This is a genomic window from Bacillus sp. FCW2, assembly GCF_021228595.1.
GTDB classification, from domain to species: domain Bacteria; phylum Bacillota; class Bacilli; order Bacillales; family Bacillaceae; genus Bacillus; species Bacillus velezensis.
Genome location: NZ_CP089436.1, coordinates 311,592 through 331,333, shown reverse-complemented (window position 1 = coordinate 331,333; position 19,742 = coordinate 311,592). Strand labels below are relative to the sequence as shown.

Annotated in this window: 19 protein-coding genes and 1 pseudogene; 15 read left to right on the top strand and 5 right to left on the bottom strand. The window is 46.0% G+C overall.

The window, feature by feature from the left end; translation table 11 throughout:
• Window positions 1–94: 94 nt before the first annotated feature.
• Both K3G25_RS01815 and fdhF read right to left on the bottom strand, forming a co-directional pair.
• On the bottom strand, window positions 95–637 hold the full coding sequence (locus K3G25_RS01815; RefSeq protein ID WP_012117344.1) for a helical membrane plugin domain-containing protein: 543 nt from the start codon (window positions 635–637) through the stop codon (window positions 95–97).
• Entirely contained in the window at window positions 630–3,587 is a 2,958-nt protein-coding gene (fdhF, locus tag K3G25_RS01810; RefSeq protein ID WP_021494049.1) for a formate dehydrogenase subunit alpha, read from the bottom strand. The genes K3G25_RS01815 and fdhF overlap by 8 nt, the downstream gene beginning before the upstream one ends.
• Window positions 3,588–3,711: 124 nt before the next feature.
• Between fdhF and K3G25_RS01805 the strand changes: the two genes are divergently transcribed.
• The 4 genes from K3G25_RS01805 (at window position 3,712) to K3G25_RS01790 (ending at window position 5,295) form a co-directional block, all read left to right on the top strand.
• Window positions 3,712–4,281, top strand: a complete 570-nt coding sequence (locus K3G25_RS01805; protein WP_025649621.1) for a YjgB family protein — start codon at window positions 3,712–3,714, stop codon at window positions 4,279–4,281.
• Window positions 4,282–4,379: 98 nt separating this feature from the next.
• A complete protein-coding gene (locus K3G25_RS01800; protein WP_014417497.1) occupies window positions 4,380–4,781 on the top strand; it encodes a ribosomal maturation YjgA family protein in 402 nt (133 codons plus the stop codon).
• A gap of 43 nt (window positions 4,782–4,824) precedes the next feature.
• Window positions 4,825–4,998, top strand: a complete 174-nt coding sequence (locus K3G25_RS01795) for a YjfB family protein (protein WP_021494051.1) — start codon at window positions 4,825–4,827, stop codon at window positions 4,996–4,998.
• A 114-nt stretch (window positions 4,999–5,112) separates the two neighbouring features.
• Window positions 5,113–5,295 carry a hypothetical protein gene (locus tag K3G25_RS01790; RefSeq protein ID WP_072177299.1) on the top strand — a complete coding sequence of 61 codons (183 nt, stop codon included), beginning with the start codon at window positions 5,113–5,115 and terminating at the stop codon, window positions 5,293–5,295.
• A 283-nt stretch (window positions 5,296–5,578) separates the two neighbouring features.
• Here K3G25_RS01790 and K3G25_RS20835 read toward each other — a convergent pair.
• Window positions 5,579–5,975, bottom strand: a pseudogene (locus tag K3G25_RS20835) (MgtC/SapB family protein); the annotation flags it as partial.
• Between the two features lie 362 nt (window positions 5,976–6,337).
• Between K3G25_RS20835 and K3G25_RS01780 the strand changes: the two are divergent.
• Together K3G25_RS01780 and K3G25_RS01775 are read left to right on the top strand one after the other, a co-directional pair.
• Entirely contained in the window at window positions 6,338–6,763 is a 426-nt protein-coding gene (locus K3G25_RS01780) for a MarR family winged helix-turn-helix transcriptional regulator (RefSeq protein ID WP_025649618.1), read from the top strand.
• Complete coding sequence (locus K3G25_RS01775; RefSeq protein WP_007407319.1) at window positions 6,747–7,094, top strand: DUF3147 family protein; 348 nt, start codon at window positions 6,747–6,749, stop codon at window positions 7,092–7,094. Before K3G25_RS01780 ends, K3G25_RS01775 begins: the two co-directional genes overlap by 17 nt.
• Window positions 7,095–7,289: 195 nt before the next feature.
• Here the strand turns inward: K3G25_RS01775 and K3G25_RS01770 are convergent, their stop codons facing one another.
• Window positions 7,290–7,973 carry an HAD family hydrolase gene (locus K3G25_RS01770; RefSeq protein WP_104678933.1) on the bottom strand — a complete coding sequence of 228 codons (684 nt, stop codon included), beginning with the start codon at window positions 7,971–7,973 and terminating at the stop codon, window positions 7,290–7,292.
• Between the two features lie 17 nt (window positions 7,974–7,990).
• Window positions 7,991–8,752 carry a DeoR/GlpR family DNA-binding transcription regulator gene (locus K3G25_RS01765; RefSeq protein ID WP_053285045.1) on the bottom strand — a complete coding sequence of 254 codons (762 nt, stop codon included), beginning with the start codon at window positions 8,750–8,752 and terminating at the stop codon, window positions 7,991–7,993.
• Between the two features lie 252 nt (window positions 8,753–9,004).
• Here K3G25_RS01765 and lacG point away from each other — a divergent pair, with 252 nt between their 5' ends.
• The 9 genes from lacG to K3G25_RS01720 all read left to right on the top strand — a co-directional run bounded on the left by lacG (window position 9,005) and on the right by K3G25_RS01720 (window position 19,651).
• Window positions 9,005–10,405: a 6-phospho-beta-galactosidase gene (gene lacG, locus K3G25_RS01760; RefSeq protein ID WP_232489554.1), complete on the top strand. Its 1,401-nt coding sequence runs from the start codon at window positions 9,005–9,007 to the stop codon at window positions 10,403–10,405.
• A 62-nt stretch (window positions 10,406–10,467) separates the two neighbouring features.
• A complete protein-coding gene (locus tag K3G25_RS01755) occupies window positions 10,468–10,782 on the top strand; it encodes a PTS sugar transporter subunit IIA (RefSeq protein ID WP_007407323.1) in 315 nt (104 codons plus the stop codon).
• Between the two features lie 11 nt (window positions 10,783–10,793).
• Window positions 10,794–12,491, top strand: coding sequence for a PTS lactose transporter subunit IIBC (locus K3G25_RS01750; protein WP_232489553.1), 1,698 nt, complete (start codon window positions 10,794–10,796; stop codon window positions 12,489–12,491).
• 15 nt (window positions 12,492–12,506) lie between these two features.
• Entirely contained in the window at window positions 12,507–13,676 is a 1,170-nt protein-coding gene (locus K3G25_RS01745; RefSeq protein ID WP_232489552.1) for a galactokinase, read from the top strand.
• 3 nt (window positions 13,677–13,679) lie between these two features.
• On the top strand, window positions 13,680–14,672 hold the full coding sequence (gene galE, locus K3G25_RS01740) for a UDP-glucose 4-epimerase GalE (protein WP_029973102.1): 993 nt from the start codon (window positions 13,680–13,682) through the stop codon (window positions 14,670–14,672).
• A gap of 1 nt (window position 14,673) precedes the next feature.
• Window positions 14,674–16,173, top strand: coding sequence for a UDP-glucose--hexose-1-phosphate uridylyltransferase (gene galT / locus K3G25_RS01735; protein ID WP_232489730.1), 1,500 nt, complete (start codon window positions 14,674–14,676; stop codon window positions 16,171–16,173).
• A gap of 51 nt (window positions 16,174–16,224) precedes the next feature.
• Window positions 16,225–17,337 (top strand): glycoside hydrolase family 53 protein, encoded by a 1,113-nt coding sequence (locus K3G25_RS01730; RefSeq protein ID WP_029973105.1) that lies wholly within the window; start codon window positions 16,225–16,227, stop codon window positions 17,335–17,337.
• Between the two features lie 285 nt (window positions 17,338–17,622).
• On the top strand, window positions 17,623–18,096 hold the full coding sequence (locus tag K3G25_RS01725) for a MarR family transcriptional regulator (RefSeq protein ID WP_154817883.1): 474 nt from the start codon (window positions 17,623–17,625) through the stop codon (window positions 18,094–18,096).
• A 142-nt stretch (window positions 18,097–18,238) separates the two neighbouring features.
• Entirely contained in the window at window positions 18,239–19,651 is a 1,413-nt protein-coding gene (locus K3G25_RS01720) for an MDR family MFS transporter (RefSeq protein ID WP_163093900.1), read from the top strand.
• Window positions 19,652–19,742: the final 91 nt, after the last annotated feature.

Genomic DNA, 19,742 nt, shown 5'->3' with positions numbered 1-19,742 from the left:
ACAAAAGTCATAAATCCGGAGGTGAAATTTCTCCCAAGAAAACAGCAGAAGCGCACAAAAAACCCGAGCCTTCGGCCAGGCTCGGGAGATATGTTCACTCATTCGTCTGCGGTTTCTGGTGCTGCTTTTGGTCTTCAGGAGGCTGCGTATTTCTTTCCATATCGTCCGTATCAGCGCCCATGCCTTTCAGGAAAGAAAACAGCAGAGTGACGGCCTTGTTGATTTCCGGGTCTTTTAAAGCGCGGACGATATCAAAATACCCCGTCTTCCTGCCGCTGTCTTTTTCCTCGACGGCCTTTGTGACGCCCGCATTGATTTTAACGATAAACGGCTCAAGCTGTTTTACATCGAGCATGCCGAGAACGCCGCTTAACAGCAGGAGATTTTTCAGCATATTGGCCGTTTCCGGAGTATTCGCCTTCTTCACCAGGATATCCATCACTTTGTCTCCCTGGCCGAAGAGCCCGCGCAGAAGCGCCAAAACGCCGCGCTCGTTCATGTGCTGAAGAATGTGCAGAGATTCCAAAATCGCGTCTTTATTTCGTAAAAGAGCCGTCTCGATCTCTTCTAAGTCCTTTTTTCGTTTGTCTTCTTCTGTGACGGTCTGTTTTCGGATGCCGCTGATTGCTTTAGCCATTTTGCTGTTTCCCCCTTTTTACGGCGTCTCCCGGAAATACATAATCTTTACGCGCCCATTTCCGCTCAACCCGGACACCGATCTGCGGCTGCGGGTTTCCATAACGGAAATTGATTTTCGGAAGCGGATTAACGCCTTCTTTTTTCAAAATCTCCATCTTCGCTGATGTTTCTTTATAAGCCGGTGTATCGGTATCCTTATCCGCATAGCTGCTTGTCAAAAGGTTAATGGCGGCGTCTTTTGAATCGTTCATCGGAAGATAGACTTGTTTGCCTTTTACCCTGTCTGTGATGACGCATTTGACTTTCACATTTCCGTACGGTGATGTCAGACGGACAAGCGTTCCGTCTTCCAGCCCTCTTTCTTCGGCGAGTTCGGGCGAGACCTCAAGGAACACACTCGGTGTTTTTTCGGATATTCCTTTTGATCGGTAAGTCAGATTTCCTTCGTGAAAATGCTCGAGCAGCCGCCCGTTATTCACATGGATATCATATTCTTCACCAAATTCTTTCGGCTCGGTCCACTGAACGGGATATAAAATCGCTTTGCCGTCTGAAAACGGGAACTTATCCGTAAATAAAAGCGGTGAATCGGTTCCGTCCGCTGCAACCGGCCATTGCAGTGAATTGTAGCCTTCGAGACGTTCGTAAGTGACGCCTGCATAGAGCGGCGAAAGCATTGCCGCTTCTTCCATAATGTCTGCCGGATGTTCATAGTGCCAATCAGCGCCCAGACGGTTGGCGATGTCCGTAATGATCTGCCAATCAGGCTTTGAATCGCCCAGCGGTTCAAACACTTCGTAAAGGCGCTGCACCCTCCGTTCCGTATTCGTAAACGTCCCTTCTTTTTCAAGGCTCGGGCTTGCCGGAAGCACGACATCGGCGAACTCGGCCGTACGCGAAAGAAAGATATCCTGCACAACGAAGAAATCAAGCTTTTCAAATGCGGCATGAACATGGTTAATATTGGAGTCGACAAGCCCCATTTCTTCTCCTTTTAAGTACATGGACTTCAGTTTTCCTGAGTGGATGCCTTCGATCATTTCATGATTTGTCATTCCGATTTCTTTCGGCAGGTCTGTTCCCCAGCCCTGTTCATACTTTTTGCGGGCTTTTTCATCCGTTACTTTTTCATAGCCGGGGAAGCTGTCAGGCATACTGCCGAAATCACTGGCTCCCTGCACGTTATTATGGCCACGAAGCGGATATGAGCCTGCGCCGGGCTTGCCGTAATTTCCGGTCACGAGAAGCATGTTGGAAATGGCCGTGCTCGTATCGCTTCCTCCGATATGCTGGGTGACCCCCATCGCCCACAGTGCGCACACGCTGCCGGCTTCATGAATCATCCGGGCCACTTTGATTAGGGTATCCTTGTCCACACCGGTATGTTTTTCCGCATATTCCATTGTATAAGGTTCAAGACTTTTCACGAATTCATCTAATCCGTTCACTCTCTCATTCAGAAATGCAGTATCCGCCAAATCGTGATCAAGCAGATATTTCGATACGGCATTCAGCCAGACAATATCTGATCCGGCACGCGGCTGGAAAAACACATCGGAGCGCTCGGCCATTTCATGTTTTCGCAAGTCAGCGACGACGAGCTTCTGTCCGTGCAGCTTATGAGAACGTTTAATGCGTGTGGACAGGACGGGGTGAGACTCAGACGTATTTGAACCGATAATCAGCACGAGCTCAGCTTTTTCTATATCTGTAATCGATCCTGAATCACCGCCGTATCCGACCGTTCTGAACAATCCGGCCGTGGCGGGAGACTGGCAGTAGCGTGAGCAGTTGTCGACATTATTTGTGCCAATGACAGCTCTTGCAAGCTTCTGCATCACGTATGATTCTTCATTCGTGCATTTGGAAGATGTGATAAAGGCAAGTGCATCCGGGCCGAAATGTTCTTTTATATCGGTAAATTTATCAGCGATCAGCTGCAGCGCTTCATCCCATTCCGCCTCCCGAAACGAGTCTCCTTCCCGGATAAGCGGTTTGGTAAGGCGCTTTTCACTATTGACGAAATCCCAGCCGAATTTCCCTTTCACACACGTCGAAATGCCATTTGCGGGCGCCTCGGCCTGAGGCTCAACCTTTAAAATGTCTCTTCCTTTCGTCCATATATCAAAACTGCAGCCGACACCGCAGTAAGTGCATACGGTTTTCGTTTTTTTGATTCTTTCATCCCGCATGGCCGATTCCATGTCCGATATGGCCAAAATCGATCCGTACCCGGTTTCGACCCCTTTTGTGATGTCAATCATCGGCCGAAGCGTCTCTTGGTTAATGCCTGTTAAATACCCCGCTTCGCCTTCCATGCCTTTTTCCATCATGGCATTGCACGGACATACCGTCGAGCAATGTCCGCAGGAAACACATGATGATTCATTGATCGGCACATCCTGATCCCAAATGACCCGCGGGCGTTTCCGCTCCCAATCAATGCTTAACGTTTCGGTTACCTGTACGTCCTGACAGGCTTCGACGCAGCGTCCGCACAAAATGCACTGGTCGGGATCATATCGGTAAAACGGATTTGATTCATCTTTAGGATACGGTTTTTGATCGAACGGAATGCTTTGATGATTGATTTTCATTTCCTTTACGGTATTATGTACTTCGCAGCTCCCATTGTTGTAATCACAGACCGTGCAGTACAATTCATGGTTGTGCAAAATGTTGTCCATGCCGATAATCTGCGCTTTTTTCACATCGGACGAAAGCGTATCGATGACATCTCCGTCCTTTATTTGCGCGGAACACGAACGCACCAGTTCCCCGTTAACATTGACGATACAGGTATCGCACGTTTCAATCGGCCCGAGACTCGGGTGATAACACACGTGCGGCACGTCAATTGAACTATTGTTCAAAAGCTGCAAAACGGTTTGGCCGTCCGGCGCTTCCATTTCAACCCCATTGATTGTAACTTTCTTTGTATCAGCCATTTTCTTTTCCCCTTTCTGTCCCCCTCTATACATCCTCTATGATTCCCAGCAGGCCTTTTACTAAAACATCTCGTTTATCTCAGGAAACATACGGGTATGAGCGGTAAAAAGGAGGCGTTCACATATGTTGAAGAAAAAAACACTCGCCACGGGATTATCGGCAGTGATGCTCACGGGATGCGCATTCGGCGCAGAAGCATTTTCAGATACACAGCCCGTCCATGCCGCAGCCGCTTCAAAAACGGAAAACCAACGTGCACAAGAACTGGTGAATAGCCTTTACCAATCGGCGTTTAAAGGGGAAATGCCGCAAAATGTGAAAGGCCTGAAAATCAACCAAAGCACAAGACAGGACGTTTACAATAAAATCGGCGAGCCGGAACAAAAAGCAGACAGCCGCAACCCATTTGATTTATACAGCTGGAACATGGGAAACCCCGGTTATGGATTTTCCTATCATAAAAACGGAAAAATCTCGGAAATACGCTATTTCGGAACAGGGGTCGAGCGGCGCTTAAACCTCGGCAGCGTCACACCTGACGTCTTAAGCAAACAAATCGGCAGCGCTGACAAAATCCTGACAGTGCCAAAAACGGGCGAAACAGATTACGTCTACCATACGGGGCAGTATGAGCTCCGCTTCGTCATCGGCAGTGATCAAAAAGCAGACCACGTCAACCTAAAAGCCAGATAACGCAAAAAAAGCGGCCTCCCGGGCCGTTTTTTTCATAGACAGCTTCTCCGTCGTTCCTTACAATACATGGGAGTACAAAAAAAGGGGAACAGTGTGAAGTGATTAGACATCCATTGACATACGGAATATGTACCGTTTTTATCATCGCCCTCGGTTTGCTGTCCAGAACCGCATACATCACCGCCCTATTGCCCGGCATCATAAACGCTTATTTAGGAGATGCCTTGTGGGCGGCAATGATTTTTACAGGATTCGGGCTTTTCTTTCGGCACATCCGGACGGAAACAGCCGCATTTTTGAGCCTCTCGTTTTGCTGTCTGATTGAATGCAGCCAGCTGTATCACGCGCCTTGGATTGACGCAATCAGAAGCAGCACGCTCGGCGGGCTGATCCTCGGCTGGCAATTTGTCTGGAGTGACATTTTCGCCTATACTCTCGGGGTATGCGCTGCCGCACTTTTAGAATGGGCCGTAAAAAGAAACCGCCAGTCCCCTTCATAATCGGAGCACGCCGCCGATATGAAGGGATAAGGAGGTGGAAGCTATGGATATCCCTGCGTTATCAATCGCTATGCACCAGGCATCTCTGGCGCAGAATGTAAATATCGCTTTAACAAAAACGGCCATGCAGCATGCACAGGCTGCGGCGGAAGAAACTGTGAAAATGCTGCCGTCCCAGCACCCGACTGCCGGACATTCAATTGATGTGAAAGTGTAAAAAAAGATGCCGGATGAGAACCGGCGTCTTTTTTTTTGCCCGTTGTACGTACACCATACCGGGCATACAGGAATAAGGTAAACGGAACCAACATTTGAAAAGGAGGTTTTCCTCTTGTACGATCCTTTCTATCATGAATACACAGCCGAGAGCCACGAACGGGTGCCATATCATTATCCGCGGCCGCCTTATTATTTCCCCAGACCATATCCATACTATCCGCGGCCGCCTTATTATTTCCCCAGACCGTATCCATACTATCCGCGGCCGTATATCCCGTTCTATCCTTGGTATTAATGTTTGAAAAGAAATGACTGCAGACAGGAGGCTTCTCCTGTCTGCTATTCAACTTTGACCGACAGAATATACGGGAGAGCTTGAACTTTTTCCATTACCGCCGCTTTCCCGCTTTTGCTTTTCACCCTTCCTTTCACTTCAAGCACCGCCTTATTCAATTCATAGGACGTAATAAGAATTCCTTTTTCCTCAAGAGAAGTTAAAATATCATGCATGACGGCTTTCTCCTCAATCCTGAAACTGACAGACAAAGAATGCGCCGCCGGTTTAAACAGAAAATTTAACAGTTCAAGCCCGATTAACGCCAAAATCGTGCCGCTGATGCCGATGACATACATACCCGCCCCGATCGTCAGCCCGATCCCCGACGTAGCCCAAATCCCCGCGGCCGTCGTAAGCCCCCGCACGACATGCCGCTGCAAAATAATCGTGCCGGCTCCTAAAAATCCGACGCCGCTGACGACCTGCGCCGCCACCCGGCTCGGATCAAAGGACGTATGGCTGTTGGATAACAAATCAAAAAAGCCGTATTTGGAAACGATCATCATCAAGGCGCTGCCGACGGCCACTAAAAAATGCGTCCTCAAACCGGCTTCCTTCGCCCTGAATTCTCTCTCCAATCCAATAAGAGCCCCAAGCAGACCCGCAACCGCCAGACGAATCACAAAATCAAGTTCCATCCGTCTCTCTCCTTTCCTTATCTTCTTACCCGCTTTTTATCCCCCGTATCTTTTTCAATCAGCACAGGACTGCCCAGCTGAAAAAAAACTGCATTTGAATATATACTTTGGTTCTTTATCATATTGTCAGTGCTCTTATTTATATGCGGAAGGTATCAAGCTGAAGTTTCCGAAATAAGGGAAATAACTTATTGAGAGTATATTCAACAAGTTTATTCGTTGAAGCTGCGGCCGCTTGTCTCTTCCAATCTTCTAAAAACAGAACGAATGCCGCTCCCTCATGCTCAAAAATTGCTTTCAATCCGCAAAAATATATCGTATTATAAGATATAATCTTAATAAACGATGTAAGGTGGATGATGATGTCAAACGAAATCATGCGATTAAATGACCTCTGGACAGATATTTACTACCGGCTCCGTTATCAGCACCATGAAAAAATCACTCACCAAGGTGTACGGATTCTGCAAGTCATTCAAAAAGAGAAGGCAGTCGGAATAAAAGACATTGCCGAAGCGATTCAAGTATCACATAATACCGCTTCGGAACATATAAAGCGGTTACTGCAGAAAAAGTACGTTTATAAAACCAGAAGTGTTGAGGATGAGCGGAAAGTCATTTTAAAACTTACCAGTTTGGGGGCGGATGTCCTTTACCGGCATTCCGGTCTTGATGAAGAAAAGCTTAAACAGCTTCTTTTTGACAGCATGAATCATGAAGAACGAACACTTGTCTTAAAAGCATTCAGTTTGATGAAGGAGCGTGCTGAAGATGTTTACGATCGTTAAAATCATTGTCTCCGCTGCTATTATTGGGATTATCACTGAAATATCAAGAAGAAGCCCGAGTTATGGAGGTATTATAGCGGCATTACCAATTGTCAGTATGCTGAGCATGGTTTGGCTGTACATCCAAGGCGAAACGAAGGAGACATTAAGTCATTTTGCATTCAGCGTGGCTTCCGGCATCCCCTCCACAGTCATTATGCTGGTCATTATCGGCATCGCCCTTCGCCATTCACTGTCTTTCATTGCCGCATCAGGGCTTGGACTTACAGGATGGCTGGTTTTCTTGTATGCTCAGGATTTTATCGTAAAACATATAAACAGTCAGCAATAAGCATCTTAGCGCTTGTTTGTAAATACGAGGAATTTAAAAAAACAGGGATACCCCTGTCTTAAAAGTGACTCCGATTAAAAAGCGAACCCCCTTTCTTCACGAGAAGCAGACACCGCCGAACACAAAAACATCCCGTGTTGCGAACGGAGTCCGCAGCCTGTACAGCCATATCGGCATAAAAAACCGGCTGATCTCTCAAACAGAATGTCCGGCAATCACCTCAAAAAACGAGGTGAAATCTGTCAGTATCCCGTCATCCGCCAGCTGCTTTCCTTCAAATAGCGCGCGGTTTTTTCCGAGCGGGTCAATGGCCATAATCTTGCCTGCACCTGCTTTTTTCGCCGCTGTGAGCCCCGAAAAGGCATCTTCAATGACTAAGCATTCTTCAGGTCTGAGGCCTAACTTTTCCGATGCGATGAGAAAAATATCCGGCGCCGGTTTTCCGGGGAAGCTCCCGTCATCAAACGTGACTTTGTCAAAATCAAACCACCGATCCAACTGAAAGACGTCAAAATAAAACTCGACATTTTCCTTTACCGTAGCCGTGGCAATGGTCATTGGCGTTTCTGATTTTTTCAGATGGTTCAATACGCCGGTCAGTCCCTTCGTCAGCTTTAACTCATCTTTGTTTTCAAGGCATAATTCTCTGTAGTAGGCTTCTTTTTCAAAAGACAGCTTCTCGATTTCTTCATTTGTTAAATCGCCGGAAATAAAATACGTCAGGATTTCACTGTTTGTTCTCCCGTGAATGTTAACGAAAATGTCTTCATCAGAAATGGTTTTCGGCGCGTATTTTTTCACCATGAAAAACCATGCTTTTTCGTGCAGATGCGAATCTTGAAACATCGTGCCGTTGAAATCAAAAATAACCCCTTTCATCGAACCGCCCGCCTTTTTTATTTTTTTGCGATTTTGACATCTACATATTGCTCGTAATGAATTTGAACATCTTTCATCACTTTATCATCGGTAATCAGATAATCCATATCATGCAAGTTATAGAACACGTAAAAATCTTCCCGGTTGAATTTTTTATTATCCGCCAGTAAAAATTTCGTCCGCGAATTATTCAGCGCGATTTGATGGGCTTCCCCTTCTTCAATGCTGTAAGAAGAAATCTCATCATTATGTATGCCGTTGGCGCTGATGAAAGCTTTCGTAAAATTGAATTTCTGCAGATTGCCGTTCACGATGGGTCCGACGAAGGCACCGGTATTTTTTCGGAAATCGCCGCCAATCAGGATGGTATCCGCAGTGTCACCATGTTTTAAAATATCAAATACGGGATAGTTGTTTGTGATAATCCTGATTCGCTTATGCAGCAGGTGTTTGGCTAAAAGTTCAATCGTCGTGCCGGGCCCTAAAAAAACGGTATCGCCGTCATTTACATATGAAGCTGCGAGTTCCGCGATTTTCTCCTTCTCATCCATTTGAACACCCAGTTTTTCATTATGCGATAATTCGTGATCAATGGAATAAGATATGCTCTGTGCGCCTCCGTGAATACGTACGATTTTTCCGGCCTTATCCAGCTCGTCCAGATCTCTTCTCACTGTCATATCAGAAACATCCAGTTCATCGATAATATCACTCACCGTAATAAACCCCCGCGAGTTTACGATATCGACGATTTTTAAAAGACGCTCTTTTTTTAACATGTTCAATCATCCCCTCAACTTTACACACAATCTAACACACTGCGGCAATCCGGTCAACAAAAACAAACACTAACAAACAATATAATCAACATATAAAACAACGAAAAACTTATAAAACCCCTATTAAAACAGATGTTATTTCTTTACGAAGCTATTGACAACAAAAATGTATGCGTTTACTATTAAACAAAAGATAACAATTACGAACATTAACAAACTCCAATTCACACATTGGCGAAGGAGGATTCAGTAATGCTCAAATTACCTCATGACTTTATTTTCGGCGGGGCGACTGCGGCATATCAAGCGGAAGGCGCCACAAAAGAAGGCGGCAAAGGACCTGTGGCCTGGGATGAATTTCTTGAAAAACAGGGAAGATTCAGCCCTGATCCGGCAAGTGATTTTTACCGCCAGTTTCCGGAAGATATTAAACTATGTGAAAAATTCGGAATAAACGGCATCCGCCTTTCTATAGCCTGGACGAGAATTTTCCCTGACGGCACGGGCAAAATCAATCAGGAAGGTGTTGATTACTATCATCGTATTTTCTCAGAGTGCCATAAACGCAACGTCATCCCTTTTGTCACGCTGCATCATTTCGATACACCGAAAGGATTATTTGATCAGGGAGATTTCCTCAACCGCGCTGCAATAGAAGCGTTTGTCAGCTATGCGGAATTTTGCTTTAAAGAATTCAGCGAAATCAGATATTGGAGCACGTTTAACGAAATTTATCCCACAGCCACCAACCAGTATTTACTCGGGGTTTTCCCGCCATCTGTTAAAAGTGATATCACAAAAGTCATTCAATGCCTCCATCACATGATGGTAGCGCATGCGATGACCGTCAATCTTTTTAAAGACGGCGGCTATCCGGGAGAAATCGGTGTCGTTCACTCATTAGAAACAAAATATCCCGCCAGCGACTCAGAAGATGACCGCCACGCCTGTTTTCTGGATGACGCGTTATCAGTGAGATTCCTCCTCGACGCCACCTACCTCGGCTATTATTCTGAGGAAACCATGCGGGCTCTGGATGAAATCTGTGAGGCAAACGGCGCTTCATACGAGTTTTCAGACAGTGACTTTGACGTGATGAAAAAAGCTTCAACGCGCAATGATTATCTCGGCATCAATCATTATCAATGCCATTTCGTCAAAGCGTACGACGGAGAAACCGTTATTCACCATAACGGAACGGGCGATAAGGGCACTTCGGTCTATAAAGTAAAAGGAATCGGCGAAAGAATTTACAAAGAAGGCCTGAAGCGGACCGATTGGGACTGGCTCATTTATCCTGAAGGCATGTATGACATGCTGATGCGCATCAAACGGGACTATCCGCAATATAACAAAATTTACATTACCGAAAACGGCATGGGCTATAAAGATGAGTTTGAAGACGGCATCATTATGGATAAGGCAAGAATCGACTATTTAAAAGTCTATTTAGAAGCCGTCAGTAAAGCGATTACCGACGGGGTCAATGTAAAGGGGTACTTCTTATGGTCCTTAATGGATTTATTTTCATGGACCAACGGCTACAACAAACGTTACGGTCTTTTTTACGTCGACTTCGACACCCAAAAACGGTATCCGAAAGAATCGGCCTACTGGTACAAACTTGTAAGTGAAACAAAAACAATCATTTAACGATCATACATGGTGAAAAGAGTCTCTTTTCATCATGTGTGCCGTCTTTAGGAGGTTTTTTCATGACAAAGGAAGAATTGCAGATGCTCGGTTTTGAAATCGTCGCCTATGCCGGCGACGCCAGAAGCACTTTATTGAAAGTCCTGAAAGAAGTCCGTGCCGGAAACTTCGAAAATACGGAAGCAGCATTGAAAAGCGCCGATGAAAATTTAACCCTCGCCCACAATGCGCAAACGAAAATGTTAGCTGAAGAAGCTGACGGCAAGGACATGGAATTAGGATTTATTTTCGTTCACGGTCAGGACCACTTGATGACAACCCTTTTGCTCCGTGATCTTATTCAGGATTTTATAGAACTCTACCGAAGCCGCCGATAAGGAGTGGAAAAATGAACGGTATCATCAAGCAAATCGAAAAGGGAAAACCGTTTTTTGAAAAAATCTCAAGAAACATTTATTTAGGCGCGATCCGCGACGGCTTCTTAACTGCCATGCCTGTTATTTTATTCGCCAGCATTTTTATCCTCACCGCCGCTGTGCCGGAAGTGTTGGGTTTCACTTGGCCTAAAAGTGTTTCTGAATGGCTTTGGAAAGTTTATAACTATTCAATGGGCGCCCTCGGTCTGATCGTTGCGGCAACAAGTGCGAAATGCCTGAGTGAATCAATGAACCGAAAAATGCCTAAAAACAAAGGGATCAACCCCGTTTCAGCGATGCTTGCTTCAGTCGTCGGGTTTCTCATTTTAAGCGTCACTCAAATCGATGGCGGATTCTCGACGGAATACCTCGGCACAAAAGGTCTTTTAGCCGCTTTTGTATCCGCTTTCATAACAGTGAACGTTTACAGATTCTGCGTGCTGAAAAATATTACGATTAAAATGCCTAAAGAAGTACCGGGTACCATTTCACAAACATTTAAAGATGTTTTTCCGTTCGCTTTTTCCGTTTTGGCCATGGTGATCGTTGATTTATTGATCAGGAATACGCTGAATGTATCGTTTGCAGAGGCTCTCTCCTCTCTCTTATCGCCGTTTTTTACCGCCGCAGACGGTTATCTTGGGATTTGTATCATTTGGGGAATGATGGCGCTGTTCTGGTTTGTCGGCGTTCACGGGCCTTCTATTGTGGAACCTGCCATCGCAGCTATTATTTACGCAAATGTGGAGGCGAATCTTCAGCTTCATAATGCCGGCGAGCAAGCGTCCAACGTGCTGACCGTCGGACTCGGGAACTTCGTCGGCACAATGGGAGGGACCGGCGCAACCCTTGTTGTTCCGTTTATCTTTCTTCTTTTCGCGAAATCCAAGCAATTGAAAGCAGTCGGAAAAGCATCCGCGGTTCCGGTGTCTTTCGCAGTAAACGAACCTCTTCTCTTTGCTGCGCCGATCATTTTAAATCCTTATTTTTTCATTCCGTTTGTTGTAACGCCGATGGTGAATGTCTGTCTGTTTAAATTTTTCGTGGATGTCATCGGAATGAACAGTTTTATGTATGTTCTTCCGTGGGCCACTCCGGCGCCCGCCGGCTTGATTCTCGGAACCGGCATGGGGCTCTCGGCTTTTGTGCTGACGGCTGTATTAATCATTGTCGATTTCCTGATATACCTGCCATTCTGCAAAGCTTATGACAAAGTATTAGCGGCGAAAGAAGCCCAACACACCGAGCCTGAAAGCGCGCCGCAAACATTACAGCCCGCCATGGCCGGCGCCTCCGAAGACGTGTCCTCCGTCATCAGCACAAATCTTCAGGAATCCTCATCCGCCTTGGAACACAGCACCAATGTGTTAGTGCTGTGCGCCGGAGCGGGAACGAGCGCCATGCTTGCGAACGCACTGACAGAAGGAGCCGAAGAATATAACGTGCCGATTACCGCCTCAGCAGGCGCCTACGGTTCCCATTACGACATCATGAAAGACTTCGATATGATCATTTTGGCTCCGCAGGTCGGCTCTTATTATGATGACATTAAAGAAGATGCGGACCGCCTGCATGTGAAACTCATCGCAACGAAAGGAGCGGAATATATCAGCCTCACCAGAAATTCACAAAAAGCCATTCAGTTCATACTGGAGCATACCTCAAAATAGAATCGGGGGTTTATCATGGATGCCAAACTTTTGAAATTAAGATTCGAAGACGTTTTCAAGAGAAGTAACGGAGAACTGTTTTTCGCACCCGGCCGGATCAACCTGATCGGGGAACATACGGATTATATAGGCGGCCACGTTCTTCCATGCGCGATCACGATCGGAACTTATGCCGTATGCACAAAACGCGAAGATCATCAGATCCGGTTATACTCAGAAAACTTTCCGGACAGCGGCATTGTCTGCCTCGATCTTTCCGCCACAGCATACAAAAAAGAAGACGGCTGGGCCAATTATCCGAAGGGGATGATCCATTACCTTCTTAAAGCCGGCGGCCAAATAGACAGCGGAATGGATATTCTTTTTCTCGGTACGATTCCAAACGGAGCCGGTTTAAGCTCCTCTGCTTCTATCGAAATGTTAACCGGCTCCATTTTAAGAAAGTTATTCAGCCTGGATGTTTCCGATACTGAACTGGCGCTTATCGGAAAAAGAGTCGAAAATGAATTTATCGGCGTGAATTCAGGCATTATGGATCAATTCGCAGTGCAAAAAGGCAAAAAGAACATGGCTATTCTGTTAAACTGCGATAAGCTTGAGCACGAAATGATTCCGGCTGCTTTTAACGGATATAAAATCGTCATTATGAATACGAACAAGCGCCGGGAGCTGGCGGCTTCAAAATATAATGAACGCCGCAGCGAATGCGACGAGGCTCTCTCGGAACTGCGGCAATATCGGAATATCGCATCACTTGCGGAATTGACGACAGAAGAATTCAACGAACTCGAATCCCTTCTCTCCTGTGAAACGTTGCGTAAAAGAGCCCGGCACGCGGTCAATGAAAACGAGCGGACCCTCTCAGCCGCGGAAGCTCTCAAATCGAATGATTTGAAAACGTTCGGCGAGCTGATGAATGCGTCCCACCGTTCGTTACGCGATGATTATGAAGTGACCGGTGACGAATTAGACGCGCTCGCTGAAGCAGCCTGGAAAGAAGGAGCACTCGGAGCGCGGATGACGGGCGCGGGGTTCGGCGGCTGCGCCATAGCCATTGTGGAAAGTGAAGAAACCGCCGGCTTTATCCGGGCCGTTTCATCTCACTACCGCAGCAGGACAGGTCTTGAGGCTTCTTTCTACATCGCGGATATAAGCGATGGCGCGGCTGAATGGAGGGAAAACTAAATCATGGCGATTCTCGTTCTCGGCGGAGCCGGCTATATCGGTTCTCATGCGGTTGATCAATTATTAAACAAAGGATTTAAAACGATAGCTGTGGATCATCTGCAGACAGGCCACCGGAAAGCTGTTCATGAAAAAGCAGTTTTTTACTATGGAGATATCCGTGACAAACCGTTTCTTCGCTCTGTGTTCGCGAAGGAGAACGTAACAGGCGTTCTCCATTTTGCCGCTCAATCCCTTGTCGGCGAATCAATGAACGACCCTCTTTCATATTTCAATAATAATGTGTACGGTACACAAATTACGCTGGAGGTCATGCAGGAATTCGGGGTGAAACACATTGTGTTTTCTTCATCCGCCGCTGTATACGGCGAACCTGAAAAAGTGCCCATCACAGAAGACATGCCGGAAAAGCCGGAAAGCGCATACGGCGAATCAAAACTCATGGCAGAAAAAATGCTGAAGTGGTGCGAAACCGCCTGCGGCATAAAATATGTCTCGCTTCGATATTTTAACGTTGCCGGCGCGAAAACGGACGGTTCCATCGGAGAAGATCATCATCCGGAAACCCACCTTATCCCTATCCTTTTACAAACCGCGCTCGGTCAGCGCGAGGAGGTTTTGATATTCGGCACTGACTATGATACAAAAGACGGCACGTGCATCCGCGATTATGTCCATGTTTCCGATTTAATCGATGCCCATATTCTCGCTCTGGAATATTTGCAAAACGGCGGAGACAGCGGCATTTTCAATTTAGGATCAAGCAGCGGGTTTTCCGTATCAGAAATAGCGAAAGCAGCCCGGCTAGTGACCGAAAGAGACATAAAAGTAAGAGCGGCCGCAAGAAGACCCGGTGATCCAAGCACCCTCATCGCTTCCAGCGATAAAGCGCGGAACATTCTGGGCTGGAATCCGAAACAAACGGACATATCGGAAATCATTGCGTCAGCATGGAATTGGCATCGGCATCATCCAAACGGATACAAGGACAAATGAAATGGAGGCGGCGGTCATTGACGTTTTTGAATCAGTGGCAGGGTTTCTGAAAGAAAGCACTGTCTTAGGCGACATTAATGAAACAGATGTGATTTACACAAGAAACAGACTTCTCGATCTGCTCGGACTGACGGATTATGCAGAACCGAAACATATCAAGAAACAAAACAGGCTTCACTATTTGGACGAAATGGTGAAAGACGCGGTAAAACGGTCAATCATAAACGATACGCCGGCTGAAAGAGACATGCTGGGAAGCAGAATCATGGACGTGATCACACCGGCCCCTTCTCTGATCAATGCCGCATTCAGCGAATTATTATCAGATTGCCCGAAAAAAGCAACAGATTATTTTTATAGATTGAGTCAAAACAACGACTATATTAAGACGCGGGCCATCCGAAAAAATATCGTGTACCGCTCACCAACACCTTTTGGAGAATTGGACATCACCATTAATTTATCAAAGCCCGAAAAAGACCCTAAAGACATCGCCGCGGTAAAAAACAGTCCGGAAAACCGGTATCCGACATGCCTGCTCTGTATGGAAAACGAGGGGTATGCCGGAACACCGCATCACCCCGCCCGTTCAAACCACCGCATCATCAGGCTTGACTTAGCGGGAGAACAGTGGGGTTTTCAATACTCTCCTTATGCGTATTACAGCGAGCATGCCATCTTTCTTTCAAGCGTGCACAAGCCGATGAACATCAGCCGTGACAGCTTCAGAAGGCTTCTGGCCATTACGGAAATTTTCCCGCATTATTTCGCGGGATCAAACGCAGACTTGCCGATCGTAGGGGGTTCCATTCTTTCACACGATCATTATCAAGGCGGCGCCCATGAGTTTCCGATGGCAAAAGCGGGTTCCCTCTACCCTTTTCATATGCGTCATTTTCCAGACGTTCAGGCCGAAGCCGTGAAGTGGCCGGTATCAGTGATCCGCCTTCGCGCAAAAGATCCGGATTTGCTGACAGATGCCGCTGCGTATGTTTTTGAAAAGTGGCGGGAATATTCAGACGAAACCGTCAGCATCATCGCAAAGACAAATGAACCCCATAATACCGTCACCCCAATTGCCAGACGCAGGGGAACGGATTTTGAAATCGATCTCGCTCTCAGAAACAACCGCACCTCCGAAGATTATCCGGATGGCATTTTTCACCCGCATCAAGATGTCCATCACATCAAAAAAGAAAATATCGGTCTGATTGAAGTGATGGGGCTCGCCGTTTTACCTCCCCGCCTGAAAGATGAGCTGGCAGAAGTGAAAAAGTATTTACTGAATGAACCTCATGACATCAAAGACATTCATCTTCCGTGGGCTGAAAACATCAAAGCGGATAGAGACGTGATACCGGAAAATGCAGCCGCTGTTTTACAAAAAGAAACAGCGAATGTATTTTTACGCGCGCTGACCGATGCAGGCGTTTTTAAAATGACATCCGAAGGAATTCAGGCGTTTCAGCGTTTCACGACGTTATTGGAGAATGGCAGCTGAAACATTCAGAGTGAAATCAATCAACAATCTTTTTTATCAGGAGGTATTGTGATGTTCAAAAACCGATTGAAACGTGTATTTGTAAACGCAATCTGTCTTTCTCTCATTTTCACTGCTTTTACATTCTTTGAGAAGTCTCCTAAAGCAAAAGCGGATGCCCCGTTTGCCTATGGCGCTGATATAGGATGGCTGAAACAAATGGAGGACGAAGGTGTGCGCTGGCTGGATGACGGCGGAAAACAGAAAGATGCCTTGCAGATTCTTAAAGATCACGGAATAAATGCCGTGAGACTGAGAGTGTTTGTGAATCCGCCAAGCAGCTATTATTGGCTGAAAGACGGCACAACATGGACCATGCTCGGCTATAGTGACAAAGCGGGCGTACTTGCGGCGGCCAAAAGGGCAAAAGCGTTAGGAATGAAGGTAATGGTTGACTTCCATTACAGTGATGTGTTCGCTGATCCCGGCCACCAGATCAAGCCGAACCAATGGGCCGGCTATTCAAGCAGCCAGCTGCAGGCAGCCGTGTATAACCATACGTACGATGTCATGAAAGAACTTAAAAATCACGGCATCTCCCCTGATTGGGTGCAAGTAGGGAATGAAATGAATTCAGGAATTTTACTGCCCGACGGCAGCACGAACGATTTCAGCAAATTGACCGCCTTACTGAACAAAGGCTATGACGCCGTGAAATCCGTCAGCCCGGCCACCAAGGTCATCAGCCATTTGGCACACGGCACGGACAACAGCTTATTCAGATGGTGGTTTGATCAATTCTTTAAAAATGGCGGGAAAACCGACATCATCGGCGTTTCGTTCTATCCCTATTGGGAAGGTAAGCCGTACTGGGAGCTCACCGGCCAATTATCCTCTAATTTAAATGACATCGCCTCACGCTACAACAAGGAAGTCATGGTGGTTGAACTGGGCGGAGATGAAAATAATCCGAAAGATTCCTACTGGACCATAAAAGACACCATAAAACTGGTGAAAGCGGTTCCGAACGGTAAAGGAACCGGCGTATTTTACTGGGAGCCCGAGGCTCACTCCAGCGTTCTGTCAGACGCGTATCCATTAGGCGCAACCGCCAAAGTGTCTAAAAACGTCTTGAAATACACAACCGCAATTGACGCTTTTTATGACGCCGCAACAGGAAAATGATTGATGCGAATCTCAAGCAGGCTCATTGCGCAGCCTGCTTTTTTATAAGGCTGTAGAGTTGGCCTGTTATGAAAAAGAGCAAGTAACGAATACGGAAAGAAAAATACCCGAAAACCCACGTTTCGGTTAAAAAGCCGCTTTTTAAATAGAATACTTCTTCTGTTCCCCCTCCTTCTTATTTCTGCGCACTATCTCTCAGTTCCTAAATAATAACTTTACGATTGTTGAAAAAGAAACAAAAATTTTATAATATTGTGTAAGCACCACCGAGCAGGAGGACGGGACATGGACAAAAAAGAACAGCTCCTCACGGATTTCAGGGACTTTTTTAACAAGATGGTGTGGCTGAATAGGCTGAAGATGGAAGAAAGCCTTAAGGGGCATAAACCTTCTGAAGTGCATTGCATCGAATTCATCGAAAAAATTGAAGACGCCAATGTGACAAAACTTGCGGAGTCTCTCTATATGACAAGAGGCGCCATAAGTAAATTAACGAAGAAGCTTATCAATAAAGGCCTTATCGAAAGCTATCAGAAGCCGCTTAACAAGAAAGAAATCTATTTCAGGCTTACCAAGCAAGGAAAAGTCATTTATAAAATTCACGAGGAATTGCACAAAGAGTTTCAAGAACGCGACAAAATCGTGTTTGAACAAGTAACCGATGAACAATTTGACACAATGCTGAACTTCGTGGAAACATACAGCAGGCATTTGGATTCAGAAATAAAGAAACTTGGTGCAGACATGAAATCGGAATAAATATGAATAAAACCATAGGCAGCCCTGCTCCATGAAAACGGGCTGCCTTTTTATACCCCTCTTATTGTTGACAAAGAAACAAAATCACTCTATTATTTTGTTGACAAGGAAACAAAGACAGCGATTTTGAGAGGAGAATAATATGTCAACACATAAAAGAAAGGAACTTCGGCTGCCAAAAGAAGTTCTCACAGCCGCCTGGGCTATTGCACTGGGAGCAATCGCTCCAATGCTTGACTCTACGATGGTAAACATCGCCATCGACAAACTGACCAAAGACTTCAACACGACATTGGATACCATTCAGTGGTCCGTTACAGGCTATGTCTTAGCACTTGCGATTGCAGTACCCGTATCCGGCTGGCTTATGAACAAATATAACGGTAAGAAAATCTTCATCGGCTCAGTCATCGCCTTTGGTGTCATTTCTGTTTTTGCGGGGATGAGCCGTGACGTTTCCAGCTTCATCTTCTTTCGTTTGCTTCAAGGATTCAGCGCCGGCATTATGACTCCGCTTATGTCAACACTCTTGGTTAAAACGGCAGGTCCGGAAAACCTGGGAAAAGTGATGGCAATCGTCAGCACCCCTATGATCTTCGGCCCGATCTTAGGACCTGTCATCGGAGGCTTCATCGTCCAAGGCGCTTCATGGCATTGGATTTTTTACATCAACGTGTTCATCGTTTTGATTGCTGCACCGCTTATGATGAAAACCATTCCAGACTTTGAACCATTCAACAAAGATCGTAAACTCGATATTTTCGGGATTATCAATTTGTCATTAATGAGCGCGGCATTGATTTACGCTATTACAAAAGCGGCGGATCATGCATCATTTAACAATAGCGACACCATTTTATGGGCAGGCATCGGTCTTGTTTCAGCAGCCATTTATCTTGTATATAATCTGATCAAGAAAAACCAAACCGTGCTGCCTATGAATTTGTTTGCAAACAAGAGCTTCCTAGTATCTTCGATCGGATTGTTCTTAGCGAATGTTGCCATCATGGGGCCGATGTTAATACTTCCGCTGTTTTTTCAAAACATTCGTCATTTCACGGCAGTCGGAGCAGCACTCGCTTTAATCCCTCAAGGAGTCGGAATGCTTGTGACTCGTCCGCTGATCGGAAAAATGATTGATAAGATCGGTGCGAAATACGTGGTTACGGTCAGTCTTGTTCTTTCGCTGATCGGATCTATCCCGCTTATTTTTATCACCGATAACACAAGTATGATTTGGATTTCCGTCGTATTATTTATCCGCGGCACCAGTTTTGGAGGAATGATGCTCCCATTAATGAGTGACGCTTATACAGGCCTTGACAGCAAACAGCTTCCGGAAGCGGGTGTCGGTATTCATATGATTGAAAACCTCGGTTCCAGCTTTGGGTCAGCTGTGATCGCAACCGTTACCGCAACTGTCATACAAGGATTGCAGCCGACGATTCCGAACAGTTTAAAAGGCTACCATGCCGGGTTCTTAGTATCCGTCATCATCCTTGCGGCCATCTTCATTCCAAGTCTGTTCCTTACCCATAAAAAGACTGCGATATAAAGAACTTTTTAAAGTAAAAAACCCTTGCGCAGCAAGGGTTTTAGTGAACGAAACTGATGATTGTTGTTGACAGAGTCGGCCAACAATAGAC